The sequence below is a fragment of the uncultured Gimesia sp. genome, from assembly GCF_963976445.1.
Classification (GTDB): Bacteria; Planctomycetota; Planctomycetia; order Planctomycetales; family Planctomycetaceae; genus Gimesia.
In genome coordinates, this window is record NZ_CAXBKP010000006.1 from 118993 (window position 1) to 135194 (window position 16202).

General features: G+C 47.5%; 13 protein-coding genes. 9 read left to right on the plus strand and 4 right to left on the minus strand.

The window, feature by feature from the left end; genetic code table 11:
* Nucleotides 1-179 precede the first annotated feature (179 nt).
* The 4 genes from cysK (at nucleotide 180) to ribD (ending at nucleotide 6197) form a co-directional block, all read left to right on the plus strand.
* Entirely contained in the window at nucleotides 180-1109 is a 930-nt protein-coding gene (gene cysK / locus AAC022_RS08875) for a cysteine synthase A (protein ID WP_339730205.1), read from the plus strand.
* A gap of 255 nt (nucleotides 1110-1364) precedes the next feature.
* A complete protein-coding gene (locus tag AAC022_RS08880; protein ID WP_339730207.1) occupies nucleotides 1365-2510 on the plus strand; it encodes a PLP-dependent aspartate aminotransferase family protein in 1146 nt (381 codons plus the stop codon).
* A gap of 271 nt (nucleotides 2511-2781) precedes the next feature.
* Nucleotides 2782-4974, plus strand: coding sequence for a tetratricopeptide repeat protein (locus AAC022_RS08885; protein ID WP_339730209.1), 2193 nt, complete (start codon nucleotides 2782-2784; stop codon nucleotides 4972-4974).
* A gap of 92 nt (nucleotides 4975-5066) precedes the next feature.
* Nucleotides 5067-6197 (plus strand): bifunctional diaminohydroxyphosphoribosylaminopyrimidine deaminase/5-amino-6-(5-phosphoribosylamino)uracil reductase RibD, encoded by a 1131-nt coding sequence (gene ribD, locus AAC022_RS08890; RefSeq protein WP_339730211.1) that lies wholly within the window; start codon nucleotides 5067-5069, stop codon nucleotides 6195-6197.
* On the opposite strand, the gene AAC022_RS08895 is transcribed toward ribD, so the two are convergent.
* Nucleotides 6194-6688, minus strand: a complete 495-nt coding sequence (locus AAC022_RS08895) for a hypothetical protein (protein ID WP_339730213.1) — start codon at nucleotides 6686-6688, stop codon at nucleotides 6194-6196. The genes ribD and AAC022_RS08895 overlap by 4 nt on opposite strands.
* 122 nt (nucleotides 6689-6810) lie before the next feature.
* Complete coding sequence (gene thrC / locus AAC022_RS08900) at nucleotides 6811-8070, minus strand: threonine synthase (protein WP_339730215.1); 1260 nt, start codon at nucleotides 8068-8070, stop codon at nucleotides 6811-6813.
* 420 nt (nucleotides 8071-8490) lie between these two features.
* On the opposite strand from thrC, the gene AAC022_RS08905 reads away from it, so the two are divergent.
* A complete protein-coding gene (locus tag AAC022_RS08905; protein WP_339730217.1) occupies nucleotides 8491-9681 on the plus strand; it encodes a M24 family metallopeptidase in 1191 nt (396 codons plus the stop codon).
* A 23-nt stretch (nucleotides 9682-9704) separates the two neighbouring features.
* Here the strand turns inward: AAC022_RS08905 and AAC022_RS08910 are convergent, their stop codons facing one another.
* Both AAC022_RS08910 and AAC022_RS08915 read right to left on the minus strand, forming a co-directional pair.
* Entirely contained in the window at nucleotides 9705-9884 is a 180-nt protein-coding gene (locus AAC022_RS08910; RefSeq protein WP_339730219.1) for a hypothetical protein, read from the minus strand.
* Nucleotides 9885-10222: 338 nt separating this feature from the next.
* Nucleotides 10223-11365, minus strand: coding sequence for an HlyD family efflux transporter periplasmic adaptor subunit (locus AAC022_RS08915; protein ID WP_339730221.1), 1143 nt, complete (start codon nucleotides 11363-11365; stop codon nucleotides 10223-10225).
* 363 nt (nucleotides 11366-11728) lie between these two features.
* Between AAC022_RS08915 and AAC022_RS08920 the strand changes: the two genes are divergently transcribed.
* The 4 genes from AAC022_RS08920 (at nucleotide 11729) to AAC022_RS08935 (ending at nucleotide 16174) form a co-directional block, all read left to right on the plus strand.
* The gene (locus AAC022_RS08920) at nucleotides 11729-12502 is read left to right on the plus strand and encodes an orotidine 5'-phosphate decarboxylase / HUMPS family protein (RefSeq protein WP_339730223.1); all 774 of its coding nucleotides are present in this window, start codon (nucleotides 11729-11731) and stop codon (nucleotides 12500-12502) included.
* Nucleotides 12499-13539, plus strand: coding sequence for a zinc-binding dehydrogenase (locus AAC022_RS08925; protein WP_339730225.1), 1041 nt, complete (start codon nucleotides 12499-12501; stop codon nucleotides 13537-13539). Before AAC022_RS08920 ends, AAC022_RS08925 begins: the two co-directional genes overlap by 4 nt.
* Nucleotides 13540-13624: 85 nt before the next feature.
* Nucleotides 13625-14506 carry a sugar phosphate isomerase/epimerase family protein gene (locus AAC022_RS08930; RefSeq protein ID WP_339730227.1) on the plus strand — a complete coding sequence of 294 codons (882 nt, stop codon included), beginning with the start codon at nucleotides 13625-13627 and terminating at the stop codon, nucleotides 14504-14506.
* 480 nt (nucleotides 14507-14986) lie between these two features.
* A complete protein-coding gene (locus AAC022_RS08935; protein ID WP_339730229.1) occupies nucleotides 14987-16174 on the plus strand; it encodes a HEAT repeat domain-containing protein in 1188 nt (395 codons plus the stop codon).
* Nucleotides 16175-16202 lie beyond the last annotated feature (28 nt).

Here is a 16202-nt window from a genome sequence, read left to right on the forward strand (position 1 = left end):
ATCACATTATTTAATAAAGGGATTGCCACATTTTCAGCGATTTTACATAATACAGGCGATCTGGAGAGGACTGCCAAATTCTAGTTCTCTCAACCTTATCAACTACAAATGATAATATTTCGACCTCTGGTCGTTTTTGGAAATTCGTCTAGAAATACCTCTCATCGAAAGAAATAGACATGCCCATTTATCAAGATAACTCTGAAACCATCGGCCATACTCCTCTGGTGAAAATCAACCACTTAACCGAAGGACTCAAGGCGACGGTACTGGCAAAAATTGAAGGACGAAATCCTGCTTACAGTGTGAAGTGCCGAATCGGTGCTAATATGATCTGGGACGCAGAAAAGAGTGGCAAATTGAAACCTGGCATGCAAGTGGTTGAACCAACCAGCGGAAATACGGGAATTGCACTCGCATTCGTTTGTGCCGCTCGTGGGTATAAATTAACGCTCACAATGCCGGACTCGATGTCCGTTGAACGTCGATTAATGTTGAAGGGTTTCGGTGCCAATTTGATTTTAACTCCCGGTGCCGATGGTATGAAGGGAGCCATTCATAAAGCGGAAGAATTAGCGGCCAGTCCGGAATTCTTTATGCCTCAGCAATTCGAAAATCCCGCGAATCCAGAAATTCACTTTAAAACCACCGGTCCGGAAATCCTCAAAGATACTGAAGGAAAAGTCGATTACTTTGTCGCAGGCGTGGGTACGGGTGGAACGATTACCGGTATCTCACGATTTCTGAAACAAGAAATAGGACTGAATGTCAAATCCGTCGCCGTAGAGCCAACCAGCAGCCCCGTGCTTTCCGGCGGAGAACCCGGTAAACACAAAATCCAGGGAATTGGCGCGGGATTCATTCCAGGCAACTGCGACACTTCAATTATTGATGAAGTGATCCAGGTAACCGACGACGAAGCATTTGAAACGGCAGGAAAACTTGCCCGTCAAGAAGGTATCACATGTGGAATCAGCTGCGGTGCAGCAATGCATGCCGCCCTGGAAATTGCGAAACGGCCTGAAGCGGAAGGAAAAACCATTGTCGTTATCCTGCCTGACTCAGGAGAGCGTTACTTGTCTACACCACTGTTTGATGAAGCGCGCTGATTATATTTAAACGTGATAAATCATAGTCACTTCATGGGGTTAGCCAACAATAGTAGTAGAGACCTGATGCACAAAGGCTTTGAATTGAGTCGCTTATCAGAACAGTAGCCATTCGCAGTCAGCGACTGTATTCTTCACAACAACAGAAATAGAGTAGAACCCCAAATCTTGTCTGGTGTCTCTAGAAACTGAGCATCTTCGCTGGAATACAATGGGTCTTCCTCAAATAAATCATCAAATATTGGATCGTTTACCATGCGTTTTGAAACAAAGTGCGTTCATACCGGAGTTGATAAAGACAGTACGTTTAACAGCTGTACAACCCCGATCTACACGACTTCAACATTTTACTGGGACAGTCTGGAAAGCCATAAAGGCTTCGATTATACACGCAGTGGAAACCCAACCCGGAGTGCAATGGAAGAGAACATCGCCGCTTTGGAAGGTGGTGTTTGCTGCCGGGCCACTGCAACAGGAATGGCCGCGATTACTCTGGTAATGCACCTGTTCAAACCTGGCGATCATATCATTGCCGGCGATGATATTTATGGCGGAACCTATCGCTTATTTGCCGATGTATTTACGAAATGGGGGATCACATTTTCCTTTGTAAAAATGAGCGATGCCGAAACAGTTCGAGCGGCAATCACTCCGGAAACAAAGGGCATCTGGATTGAAACGCCCAGTAACCCTTTGTTGAACCTGGTTGATATTCAAGCTGTAACGAAAATTGCTTCCGAAGCAGATTCCGACATTATCACCATAGCAGACAATACATTTTGTTCCCCGTATCTTCAAAGACCAATCGAATTCGGCGTTGATATCGTATTGCATTCGACCACAAAATATTTGAATGGTCACTCAGACGTTGTCGGCGGTTGTGTGGTTGCTCGTACTGAAGAACTGGCCGAACGTGTTGCCTATAACTCAAACGCATTGGGTTTAGGATGTTCTCCCTTTGATGCCTGGCTGGTATTACGAGGTATTAAAACGTTAGCACCTCGAATGCAAGCACATCAACGCGGTGCGATCGCTTTGGCACGCATGCTGGAGACACATCCCAAAGTAGAGCGTGTCTATTACCCCGGCCTGGAATCACACCCACATCATGAACTGGCCAAACGTCAGCAAGACGGTTTTGGCGGCATGCTGAGTTTTGATGTAAAGGACGGGCGCCCGGTTGCTGAAAAAGTCATGCTGAACACAAAATTGTTCCTGCTGGCTGAATCTTTGGGTGGCGTCGAATCTTTGATTGAATATCCGGAAAGCATGAGCCACGCGTCTATGACACTGGAAGCAAGGCGTGCAGCCGGTATCACCGAAAATACGGTCCGAGTTTCCGTCGGAATCGAAAGTCCCGAAGATCTGGTTGCCGACCTGAAACAGGCGTTAGACAGCTAATACGGAGACCGTTTTGCTACTCGCTTAACAGCCAGCATCTTTTGTTGGCTGTATCAGGTATTTTTGTTCCTGCCAGGGGAGTACTCAATTTATCACAGAAGAGAGTACCAAGCGCGTGCAATATGCGTTTCTATTATGATATGATGCCTTATTGAATTTCAGGCAAATTCACCCAACGTAACTCTACTTCGATCCTGTACGAGAAAATTGTTTTCATATAGCGATACAAGTCCACTAATACAACATTCTGAAAACAAAGAAGGCCGAGGTTATGAGTATCGATTCATACGATCCTTGCCCCTGCAATAGCGGAAAAAAATACAAATTTTGCTGCCATTCTATTGGTGACGAAATTAGTAAAATTTCACATCTGCATGAAACGCACCAAACCGCAACTGCATTACAATTACTGGAGCGGCTCAAAAAGAATTATCCGGATCAGCCATTGAGCTACATCACCGAGGCGCAGATTCTGATGGCGGAACGGCGATTTGAAGATGCCCTTAAGCCGCTGCAACAATGCCTGGAACATGACCCGGATCATCCTGCAGCTCATTCATTGCTGGCCACATCCACATTTCTTGCTCTCGGATACAAGCAAGCACAAAAAACGATTTACACCGCTTTACAAAAATGCGCAGCCGCCGATGTCAGCCTGGCGACGCCTTTGGCCATCAGCATTGCAATCGCACTTCAAATGCGCGGTTATTTTCTGGCTGCACGAGAGCACTTTGCGCTGGCAATGCGCGTTGCTTCTCAGGAATATAAACAAAATCTGTTTATGAACCTGCTGGAATTTGATGGCGATGATCAAATCCCTTATCAGTTTCGCGGAGTGCACATTCTGCAACGCTGCCCCATTGAAAATGATGAGCAGCAGGAAACATTTGAAAAAGCACAACGACTCGCCAACTTGGGCTGCTATCGATTAGCAGCAAATTTATTCAAACAAATTGCGGAAGCAACGAATCAGGCAACTCTGTGGAAAAATGCTGCATTTTGTTATGCCTGGGCCACGGACGAAAATCAAGCTGCTGAACTGTTCCATCAAGCAGCGACCATCGAAGATGATTTTGCCGAGTCGGTGGAACTGGAAACGCTGGCACAACTGCTTGATTTGAATAATACAGGCGAAGTCGTTGAATCAGTTGAAAAAATTTATGAACTCGAGTCCCTCTCCAAATTCCTGACATTACTGGAACAACATCCGCAGCTTTTGCGTGGGAATGTTCCGACCCCTGAACAAGAACAAGAATTAGACGAACGGACTCCCGTCGCCTATTTTCAAATTGTCGATTCTCCCATTGATATGGAATCAAAGGGAGAGGATATCACGCTCGAAAATGTTCCAGTCGTGATTGGCGATATCGATGTCTTTGATGCCGACAGGCAACTGGGACAGTCGGGTCTCGTTCGACTGTATGCTTATGAAGGCGACCAGATCACAGCAGCAGAGAAACTGTTTGACGAAGCCCTGGGTGAGCAAGGTAAACAAGAATGTGGTTTAAAGGCTGTAGAGCAAGACGACGAACTCGCCAACAATCCACTTTCTCCCGTCCCCGTTGAGCAATGGCCTCTATTTTTCCGGTGGAGTTTTCCACAAAAAATGCCCATTATCAAACGGAGAGAATTAGAAGCACAACAGTGGAAAATACTGATTTCGGAAACCTGGTCAAACACCAAGCTGGCAGGCCTGGATGGTAAAACTCCTCAAGAAGCTGTCGGCAATGAGGAACTGAAGATTGAATTAACGGCTGCCGCGTACGTACTTGATGCCCAGGTACTGGCGCTGGGACATTTCCTGAACTTTGATGAACTCGATCCCCACCTGGGTATTTCTGAGCTTCCTGAATTAAGTGTTGATGAATCATCGCATTTCAACACCTGCTCTTCCATGACCCAGAATAGAATTCCCGTTAAAGCGCTGACTGATCCGCAGTTAATGTATGTTTTTAACCGCGCGTTACTCATTCGCCACCCTCGCTTCCTTTATGACGTTTTAATTGAAATTTTGAACCGTGATGAATGCAAAAAAGAAGTCGACCTGGATCGCGTTTATTCAACATTGACCGAAATTTGTCACAAACGAAACCTGCGGGAAGAAATGCTCTCCTGGATTCATAAGGGACAAGAAAATGCCAGGGGTCAATCAGACAAGGCATTTGAGAGTGAGCTCCAATGGAAAATGCGGGAGCTTTCGTTCCGATTGGAAGACACCACAGATCCAGAACTCTCAGGTTTTATGAAACAAATCTGGGATCGATATGGCAAAAAGACACCACAGATCAAAGAGTATCTCAAAGCCTTCGCTCAGGCATTTGATCTGGATATCCCCTGGATGAAAGAGGCTATTCTTTTGGATGCGGGCCACACAACTGCCGAAGGCATCTGGTCTCCCGGTGAAGGCGCACCAGATGATGCATCCGATTCCGGACAGAAACTTTGGTTACCTGGACAATCTTGATCAAAGATGGAAGTGCGCGTTCAATGCGGGGCGCACTTCATTATAAGTATGCCAATACCAGGCATGCACCATAGAGGAAAGCGCATCTACCAGTGGATACCACCAGACAGTTTTCCAGCCCAGAAGCGGTGATGCAACGTGCGCTCGATTTAGCCAGTCTGGGTACAGGGTCTGTTGAACCAAATCCTGCTGTCGGGTCGGTTATTGTTGATGAAAACCTGCACTTGATCGGTGAAGGGTATCACCAACAGTACGGTGGGCCTCATGCCGAAATCCATGCCTTAGCGATGGCAGGAAATCAAGCAAAGGGCGCCACTATTTATGTCACACTGGAACCCTGTTGTCATCAGGGAAAAACAGGACCATGCTCTCAGGCGATTATTCAAGCTGGGATTAAAAAAGCGGTCATCGCGATGCGCGACCCTGCTCCCCACGTTGATGGTGGTGGAATTGCCGAGTTGCAACAAGCCGGAATCGAGGTGGAACTGGGACTGCTGGAATTAGCCGCACAAAAACTGGTGCGGCCTTTTGTTAAACGTGTCACCACGGGGCAGCCTTGGGTTCATGCCAAATGGGCAATGACACTGGATGGCAAAATTGCAACCCGAACTGGTCACTCACAGTGGATTTCGAATGAACGTTCTCGTGAATTCGTTCATCAACTTCGCGGCCGAATGGATGCAATCATCGTCGGACACCAGACGGCAGAAAAAGATGACCCACTGCTCACAGCACGACCTGCAGGTCCTAGAACGCCTGCTCGCATCGTGGTTGACTCACAGGCGACACTCTCCTGCCAGTCAAAACTGGTTCAGTCAATTAGCGATGCGCCCGTGATAGTAATCGCTCACGAATCGGCTCCCTCTCACAATATCAAACAGCTGGAACAGGAAGGCGTCGAGATCTTACTGTTTCCCAATTCGACAACACAAAAGACCCGCCCAGATCTTAAGCAATGCCTGCTGGAACTGGGTCGCAAACAGATGACAAATATTCTCATCGAAGGCGGCGGAAGTTTGCTGGGTTCTTGCTTTGATGATCAACTGATCGATGAAGTACACGTCTTCATTGCACCTAAGATCGTCGGCGGCAAAACTGCGATCACGCCACTCGCAGGGCAGGGACTGGAAAAGATCCCAGAATTCCAGAACATCAACGAGTGCCAGATTCAAACTCTGGGTTCGGATATCTATGTGCAAGGCCGAATTGAATATCCAGCCTAGTGCAATGAGCGTGAAAGTGTATCGAGTAACGTTCGCAATTCAGGGCGCTGTCTGATCACACCGACCAGAGCGTATTTGCTCAAATTGCTGCCATACATCTGCCGGTTTAGCGTGGGGCGCACTTCCTGTTTGAAGTAACGATCCTGGCGGAGACGGATTGCCCCGTAACTGGCTGCCATTGCAACCAGCGCGAAGCCAAGGTCCAGATACCAGCCTCCCCACCCGAGATCAAACCCTTTATGAATCAGCACGCACGCCCAGAACCAGGCAAGCGTCGAAATCCAGATGGGGCGGGCAACTAATGAATTCAGTCTCTCATTGGCGTGTACCAGATGCCCATAAAATTCCGGGCTGGCCATTTCATCAAGCGGACGCTCTTTCTGGAAATTCTCACAGATCAATTCCCCGTGATTACGTGAAACGATCACTGACTCTCCCTCATCAGGCAGAAAATCAGCCAGATACTCCAGTTCTTCAAAGGGTGTACTCATTCCGTGTCCCTTATCTTAATTTCCACCGCCAATAGAATTCGATTTTTATTTTGACAGGCTGAAACACTCTGTGTGTATTAAGATCTTGTATTAACAATAAATAAATGATTCAAAGAAGCTCATTAAAAAGATCGAATGACCTTTATTATTTTATCTAAATCATTCTCGACGACAATAGGTCCGTTCGAAAAAGGAGCTTCGTGGACGCTGTGACTTGTTAATTTTTCATCTATATGTTCATCGGTTGCAGAATGATAAGCCACAGTCGCAGTGGGATCTTTTAGCTGATGCCCCGTCAGAATACAAACAACGCGATCACTGGATGCGATGACCCCTTCGTTTTTGAGTAGCTTGGCTCCAGCGACACTCGCAGCACTCGCTGGTTCGCAACCGAGTCCGCCAGCGCCGACTTGTGCTTTGGCATCAAGGATCTGCTGATCTGTGACTTCGCGCACTACACCATCGCATACATCAAGGGCTCGCAAGGATTTAGAAAAATTCACCGGACGGTTGATTTCAATGGCACTGGCCAGAGTAGAGGCACGCCTGTTTTCCTGATCCATTTGTGAAAAGAAGTTGGCAGAAGCGGTACGGTCATAATTTCCGCCATTCCAACGCAGGCCTTCCTGTTCGTAAAGCTGATAAAGCGTGTTGGCTCCCTGGGCATTGATAATCGCCAGACGGGGGATCCGGTCAATGAGCCCGAGCGCCTTCAGCTCCATAAATGCTTTTCCGAACGCACTGGAATTTCCCAAGTTTCCGCCGGGGACGACAATCCAGTCCGGAACTTCCCAGTTCAAACTTTCCAACACGCGGAACATGATCGATTTCTGACCTTCGAGCCGAAATGGATTCACACTATTACACAAGTAGATGCCTTCTTCATTACAGACTTCGCGAACACGCGCCAGTGCATCATCAAAGTCCCCCTGAATCTGAACGGTTTTTGCGCCATAGTCGAGCGCCTGCGACAATTTTCCAAACGCAATTTTTCCACTACCGACAAACACAACCACTTTAAATTTTTGAGCCACACTGGCATAAACGGCCAACGAAGCACTGGTATTTCCCGTGGACGCGCACGCCGCTACTTTGGCGCCCACCATCACTGCATGAGTGGATGCCGCTGTCATACCATTATCTTTGAAACTGCCAGATGGATTCAGGCCTTCGTACTGCAGGTAAAGACAATCGTCATTGAGGCCCGCATACCGCGCGACTGGATTCGATGCCTTGAGCATCGTCTGACCCTCGCCGATCGTAATGATCTGATCGTCCTGAGCGAAGGGGAGCAATTCACGGAATCGCCAGACTCCACTGAAATCAATCGGATCATTTCGATTACTCCAGCGTTTTTCAAAATCGCGCAGAGACTGAGGCACCGGAACCTGATCCCAGTTATAAGAAACGTCCAGTAATTCCCCACACTTCGGGCAGCCGGTTAAGACTTCATCAAGCGAATAGGTTGCCGCACAAGCAGGTGAAATGCATTTCTGGTAAGCAATTTCAGTCGATACAGTAGAAATCGTCGTATCTCCTCAGTCTCAGGTAAGTATTTGTTGATCTATTTTGTAATTTCAATGATTTCTAAAAACTGGCGTTTATTGTCCAGACAGTCACTGGTATTCGCAACTGAAAGTCGATTGATTCAAAGTGTTTTTCCCGGAAGATGCCCCCATTTTCGAGTCTGTCTGGCATTGATCTTCTTGAAATTTCATTTCTAACGTCTTACATTGATTTGATTAATGGCGATTTCTGTTGATCCGCTTCTCAGATTCCTTCAAATTTCAGGCTTTCTTGATATGTTCGAACTTACCCAAGTGCAGGCTGCATTAGAACAATTTTCTCTGGATGGCTGGTTGTTCTATGACTTTCGCGGGAGCAACGTGCTCAGCAGAAGAATCCTTGATATCCCGGAAAACGCCATGGGTTCACGCCGTTTTTTCTACTTTGTCCCCCAGTCAGGGCAACCTGTCAAACTGGTCCACCGCATCGAATCTGAAGCGCTCGATCATCTCCCTGGCGAAAAAATGGTCTACCTGAAGTGGCAAGAACTGGAAGCTGGCATTGAAACCATGTTACGCGAAGCAAAATCGATCGCGATGGAGTATTCTCCACGGAATGCCAATCCCTATATATCTCGAGTTGACGCAGGCACGGTTGAATTGGTTCGCGAATCAGTTGAATCAATCGTTCCCTCGGGTGATCTGGTCCAGCTGTTCGAAGCGGTCTGGGACGCAGAGCAATGGGAGCTGCATCAGAAAGCAGGAGTGGAAACGGATAAAGCATTTGAAATCGCCTGGAATTACATTGCCAGTCAGGTTCGAGAGCAGGGGAGTGTGGAAGAAACGGCGGTGTGCGATATCATCATGCAGCATTTTGATCAGACGGGACTGACAACGTACCATCCCCCGATTGTTGCGCGGGAAGCCCATAGTGGCGATCCGCATTATGAAACAGGGACCGGCACTGATACTGCAATTCGAGAGGGTGATTTCGTACTGATTGATTTATGGGCCAAACTTGATGTGCCGCGGGGAGTCTACAGCGATATGACGCGCGTCGGTTTTGTTGGCCAACAAGTGCCTGAGAAATATACGCAGATTTTTCAAATTGTGGCTGAGGCGCGCGATGCCGCAATCAGTCTGGTTGAACGGGCATTTGCATCAGGTACTCCCCTTCAAGGCTGGGAAGTAGATCAGGCTTGTCGCGATGTCATCGAACAAGCTGGCTACGGTTCCGCTTTTGTCCACCGCACAGGTCACAGTATTGGACAAGAAACGCACGGCAATGGTGCCAACATGGACAATCTTGAAACACATGAGGAACGGCTCGTGTTACCACAAACCTGTTTCTCGATCGAACCGGGAATTTATCTTTCTGAATTTGGAGTGCGCAGCGAAGTCAACGTTTTTATCGATGAACTCCATCAAGCCCATGTCACAGCCGGGAAGCGCCAGACAGAGGTCTTACCAATTTTGAGCGAATTTTAATCAGACGGTTTAAGTCAGGGGAATTATTCCTGATCAATGCGCAACATCTCGTCTAAAATTACAGGATGCCAGAGATCATCACGCTGCGATTCTTTGATGTAGTTCTTTCTTGCCCAGGTGCGCAGCCGTATCTCCTCAATCGCATCGACCGACGGTCTATTTGCCTCTTGTGCTGAAAAAGGAATTGTAGCTGAAATACCCAACGGTCCGCTCCTCACTATAAGTTTTTGAGAATGATACTCGGCGAACCAGCCTCCTGCAGCCGCGCGACCCAATTTGTTAAAGAACAAGCCTGATTACACTCTTGAAAAAAATTCTCTGGGACAGAATTCCCTAAGAAAGTGAGAGAGTGAATCAGGTCTCCGGTGAAGACCACTCCTGAAATTAATCACCAGAATTGACAAATATTGTACCTAAAACACGCTCATTTCAAGCCGAAATTTGGCAACAAAGATCATTAATGACGGAAGGTCTAACCTTGCTTGGAGTTAGAATTTCACTCACTCTAAAGAATGGAACCGTTTTCTGGCCTGTGTTCCCTTTATTTTTCGAGAGAAATATCGACCGTGGTCCCAATGGGCAGGTCGGGCCAGAGGCGTCCTGCGGGTTCGACAGAGACCAGAATCATCGTCTCACTCAATCCCGGCTTTTGAATCGCCTGTTCAGAAATTTTGCGCACGATGCCTTTTCCTTTTGTGTTTCCTGAAAAGGCGATTTTGACTTCCGTTCCTACATCAAACAGACTGATCTTCCGTGAGGGGACTTCCACGATCAGATATGGATGCTCTTTGTCAAACAGCTCTACGATCGGAGCGCCTTTCTGAATGGGGTCTCCGATTTCATGTTCGAAATTTCCGACCATGCCATATCGTCCCGCTTTCAACTGTAATCCTTCGCGTTGTGACTCCAGTTGTTTGAGCTCACTCTTCACTTGATCCAGGCGATTCATAATTACTTCAACGCCCATTGCCAGTCGAATTTGCTTGGGGAGCTTTTTCTGAATCGATTTCAACTCTGCCATCTGTTCTTCACAGAGTTTGACCCGTGCTGCAAATACTTCAGCAGAATTCCGGGCCGATTCCTGACGTAACATTGCCGTGATTCGGTTTTCATCGGGAAGACGGCTTTCATAAACCAGAGAGCGAAACACTTCTTCATCTGAGCCATTACTGGAAATGGAATTATAGTCCTGAATAAAATCCTGCCATGCCAGATTCGTAATCTGATGGATATATTGTTCTTTCAAGTACTGAGAAGATTTCAACTTCGCATTAAAAACTTCCGACTCGATTTCTTTATTCCGTAATGCCAGTTCGACTTCGGATTTTGCTTTCGATTGCTTGAGTTCTGCTTCGAGGGCAACCAATTCCTGTTGTTTTGTTTTCCAGTTTTTATTCAGAGATTGATCAAAGAGAGTCACGATAATCTCTCCACTGGAAACTGTCTGCCCTTCATCCACATGGATGTCCTGAATGACAGCATCATTTTTCGCTGTAATGATGGTTTTCGGCGCCTGCATAGAACCAACATAGGTATCAATGCGAATGCCCCTCACCCATTGAGCACAACCAATTCCTCCGATGAGAGCTGCCATTAAAATCAATAGCGCCCGAATTCCAAAAGAAGATTGGTGTTCGTACAGATTGTTTTGAACTTGATAGTCATCCAATAATTCAGAAGGCATTTCTGGCAGTCCTACAATCATCCAGATTCACTCAGTGGTATTGCTCGCGCTACATAGCACGCCTTTAATCGAATCGGATTTTCACGGACCAGAATTTACCACAAAACCGGCAAATTCCACATCACCCCTCAGTTCCCTGTCAAACTTTAATGATTACGAAGTCTGCCTGTGCTCGACCATCGGCAACACCAGGGACACATACACACAAGAACACTACTCCAGGCTGAATATCGATGCAGGTCAAAGCCCCAATGTGCGGCGCAATCTAGCATCAAAGACTACAAATCTGTTTCAGGGCAGCCCCCCTCATGCAGTCGCAATTCCCGAAATCTTACGCTAGGATGAAGAAAAGAGTGTTCTCGAATGCTTGGCACCGATGAACAAAACCTGTCCTGCATCGATTATCAAATAGAAAGTGAAACAGGTTTCATGAAACCGATCGTACAAATCTCATTAGATCTGACTAATATTGAAGAAGCTCTGGAAACGGCTGCAATGGCCATGCGCGCGGGTGTCGACTGGCTTGAGGCGGGAACTCCCCTGATTCTAGCAGAAGGTTTGAACTGCGTAAGAGAGCTTCGTAAACAGTTTCCGGAAACACCAATTGTTGCAGACCTGAAAACCATGGACGGTGGCTATCTTGAGGCTGAGATGATGGCAAAGGCAGGTGCCACTCACGTCGTTGTCATGTCGCGTGCACATGAAGAAACGATTCACTGTGTTGTCAAAGCAGGAAAAGATCACGGCGTCGAAGTGATGGGTGATAATCTGGCCGATGACATGGTCTCGGCCGCCAGAAAACTGGAAGACCTGGGCTGTGACTATGTGATTCATCATGTCGGTTACGATGAACGACGAGGAATCGCTGCTCGCGGAGAGCGAATGCCCAGCCCGTTGGATCAGTTAAAGGATGTTGTCGAAGCCGTCAATATTCCCGTACAGGCAGTTGGCGGACTTTCGTTAGAACAGGCCATCCGCACACCCGAATATGGTGCGCCGCTTGTTGTCCTCGGGGCCCCGTTAACAATCGACGCCGATTCATTCAAAACGGCAAGCGGGAATCTGGAAGACTCGCTCAGAATGATTTGTGAAAAAGTACATGCTTACGGTGATGTCGCAATCGGAGGTCAAAAATGAGTACGGCTGAATTGACACAAACCGCGGTTGTGAATTATGCACCGGAAGCAAATTCTGTTGAGTTACAGGATATTCCAATTCCGGAGATTGGACCGGACGAAGTACTGCTTGAAGTTTCTGCAGTGGGAGTTTGCGGCAGTGATCTACATCAATGGACGGCAGACCATAGTTGGCCGGTGAATTATCCTGTCGTACTCGGACATGAATTTGCCGGGACGATTTCCAAGACGGGAAGTCTGGTTAAAAACTGGTCTGAAGGAAATCGTGTTGTTAGTGAGACGGCTGCGGTCATCGATCCTGATAACCCCATGTCACGCGAAGGACGCTATAATCTGGACCCCACCCGTAAAGGATTTGGATACGGCGTCAATGGTGCAATGACTCGATTTGTGCGTGTTCCTGCTCGCTGTCTGCATCACGTTCCTGACAGTTTGCCATTGGAAAAGGCGGCACTTACCGAACCCTGCTGTGTTGCCTTTAATGCTGTCGTGATGAATGGAGACATTCAACCGGGAGACCGGATCGTTGTGTTTGGTCCGGGCCCTATTGGGTTACTGTGTGCAGCAATGGCGCGGCTGCAGGGAGCAGAAGTTGCCGTCGTCGGACTGGAACGAGACAAAGAGCGTTTGGAAATTGCCGAGCGATTTTATGGCTGCCAACCAATTATCGACGGGCTGGATGACTGGGCTCTGGAGACAGATGGCCTGGGCGTCAATGGAATTGTCGATGCAGCCGGTGTCTCAGTTACGTTAAAAAAATCGCTGGAAATTGTACGTCCGGGAGGCTGGATCAGCAAAGTTGGCTGGGGGCCTCAACCACTGGACTTTTCTCTGGATCCGCTGGTACAAAAAAATCTCCGGCTGCAAGGCAGCTTCAGCCATAACTGGCCGATCTGGGAACGTGTGATTCGATTGCTGACTACGAAGCAATTAAATATTGAGCCCATCATCGGTGGTACCTGGTCACTGAGTGACTGGCATACCGCCTTTGAAACCATGCATTCCGGCGAAATTGTCAAAGCGGTTCTCACTCCCTGAAACAGAGAGTCCCCCGCACTTGCTTTCTCAAACACAACACTGATTATCCTGATCGTAATTCAATTCTGAATTGTTGGAACATTCCATGCCAAAACTAGCTGCGTTTCCTAAAGCCTTTATGGACGAATTATGCCTTTCCGGAGAGATGACTCTTCGTCAGTGGATTGATCTGGCTGCAACCCTGGACATTGATGGACTGGAATTTTACGCCGGTTTCCTGGAAATGAAGGATAAGAACTTCTGGCCGGAAGCAAAAAAAATGGCCACCGATCAGGGATTGGAAATTCCCATGATGTGTTGTTCGCCGGACTTTACTCACCCGGATGAATCGTTTCGAAACGAGCAGATTGAGCACGAAAAATTCTGGTTGGAAATGACGGCAGCCCTGGGTGGAAAATACTGTCGCGTCCTCTCAGGTCAAAGACGGCCAGAAGTCTCTCGGGAGGAAGGGATTCAGTATGCCGTTTCCTCAATCGAGGCCTGCCTCCCACTGGCTGAAAAGCTGGGGATCACTCTGATTATTGAAAATCATTACAAAGACAATTACTGGGATTACCCGGAATTTGCACAAATGTCTGACGTCTTTTGTGACCTTGTCTCGCGTATCGATTCTCCCTGGTTCGGCGTCAACTACGATCCCAGTAACACCATTCTGGCGGGTGAAGATCCTTTGGAATTACTGGCGCGAATCAAAGACCGCGTCGTGACCATGCATGCCAGCGATCGCTACCTGACTGGAGGCACAATCGAGGATTTACGAAAAGAAGAGAATAGTCTCGGCTATGCCAGTCGACTCAGCCATGGAGTGATTGGTAAAGGGCTGAATGATTATGACACCATCTTTTCTCAACTGAAAGAAGTCGGCTTTGACAGCTGGATCAGTATTGAAGATGGTGTGAACGGGATGGAAGAACTACAGGAAAGCGTGTCTTTCCTCAGAACCAAAATGGCACAATACTGGGGATAATTCGGGTTGTAACAACAAATGGCGTAAATTGGGGAAATCGGGAACGTATAAGGCCTTGCATCCACCTCGAAACAGAAGTATTCTATATACATCTGGCTTCTATAACGAATGCAGAGTAATGGACTGTGTCTATATGACCAGACATTCTGAAATACCTACCCCCGTTCCTCTATAATTGCTTGCAATCTGTTGCATTCCAACGGTTGTATTTTACCGCCTTTTGAACTTCTTAGAACCGAATCTCCTATGTTGGTCCTCATTCGCAAATCAGATCCCCTCGCGTTCCTGATCATAATCACTCTGATCCTGCCTGGATGTGGAGGATCTGATAATTCCAGTCAACGTCGGGCAAATTCAAATCCGTTTGCTCCTGCTGAGAACAATTCTGCGCCGTCACGCCCTCGCTCAACTCAGAAGATGTCACAAACAAAACGACCTGCAGCTGCACCATCAACTACGATTCCACCTGCAGTGTCAAAAATGAAATCGCAAAAGAAACCGAAACCGGATGCTACGCCTGCTCCCGGTACAACAAATATCATCAGCGAAACAAGCAAACGAACTCTGGACAGCAAAAGTCCGGGAGTCGCCATCATCGTACAAGGCGTGAGCGGTAACGAAGTAATGGCGCTACCTCTTCTGGAGCAGACTCTTCGCTCTTCGTCCGCGAAGCCATCCAATCCTGAACTACAGAAACAAATGTCGCCAGCAGAAGCAGTTGCAAAAGACGATGTTGAGCATTTTGTGTTTAATAAGCAACTGGTCCTTGTTGTGCGTCCTGTTCCCACAGACCTGTTTGCCTTTGCTCAGAAGATCAAATGGGGCAAGGTCAAAGAAATTGATCTGCAAAACCGGATCATCACTGTCGATACTCAACTTCAGAAATTGAATTCGCTGGCTGTCAGGGATCAAGCAGGCAGCATGCAAGCAGATCCTCCTGTGAAGGTATCAGCGAATTCTCAATCGATTGAGAATTCGACTCCTGCGAAGCCCGCAATGAATCAACCAGATCAAAAAGTCGAAAAACCTGACAAGGCAATGAATGACCGGGACTTAAAACCACGTCCTGGAGAAGAAACCATCGACTGGGCACTGCGTGTGATAGCCGGCTCCAGTTCGTTTGCCCATGATACAGCCTGCAAGCAATTGGCCAGCATGGAACCCGATAACAATCACCTTCAACGTGTTTCTTCCGTTCTGGCAACGACACTACCTTTAGCCAAAGAAGGCTTTCGCATGAAAGAACATGTGAATGCCATGGCTGTCTGGCAGACTGATGAAGCAACAAGGGCATTTGCAGCATTGCTCGCTGATGAAAGATTGGTTCTAGTACGCAAAGAAATCATTGGTCTGCTACCCACGATTCATTCGGAGACTACCGCAGAGGTTCTTGTCGGTCGCTTATCCAACCGAGGAGATCTGAAAAGTGCCCGCCAGTCGCTCAAGATCATGGGCCAAATCGCAGAAAAGCCGGTCATTCAATTATTGAATGACCCCAATTCTTCAATGCGAATCGAAGCATGCAATATCCTGCAATCGATCGGCACACAGAAAGCTGTCGAGGCACTGAAAAAACAGGCTGAAACGGAAGAATCAAGTGTGGTCAAACAACAGATGTCTGAAACACAAGCAGACATTGAAAAGGAACTGACGACCCAGGAAAAATAATCCCTCGCGCTAATTCATCGTCTGCCCA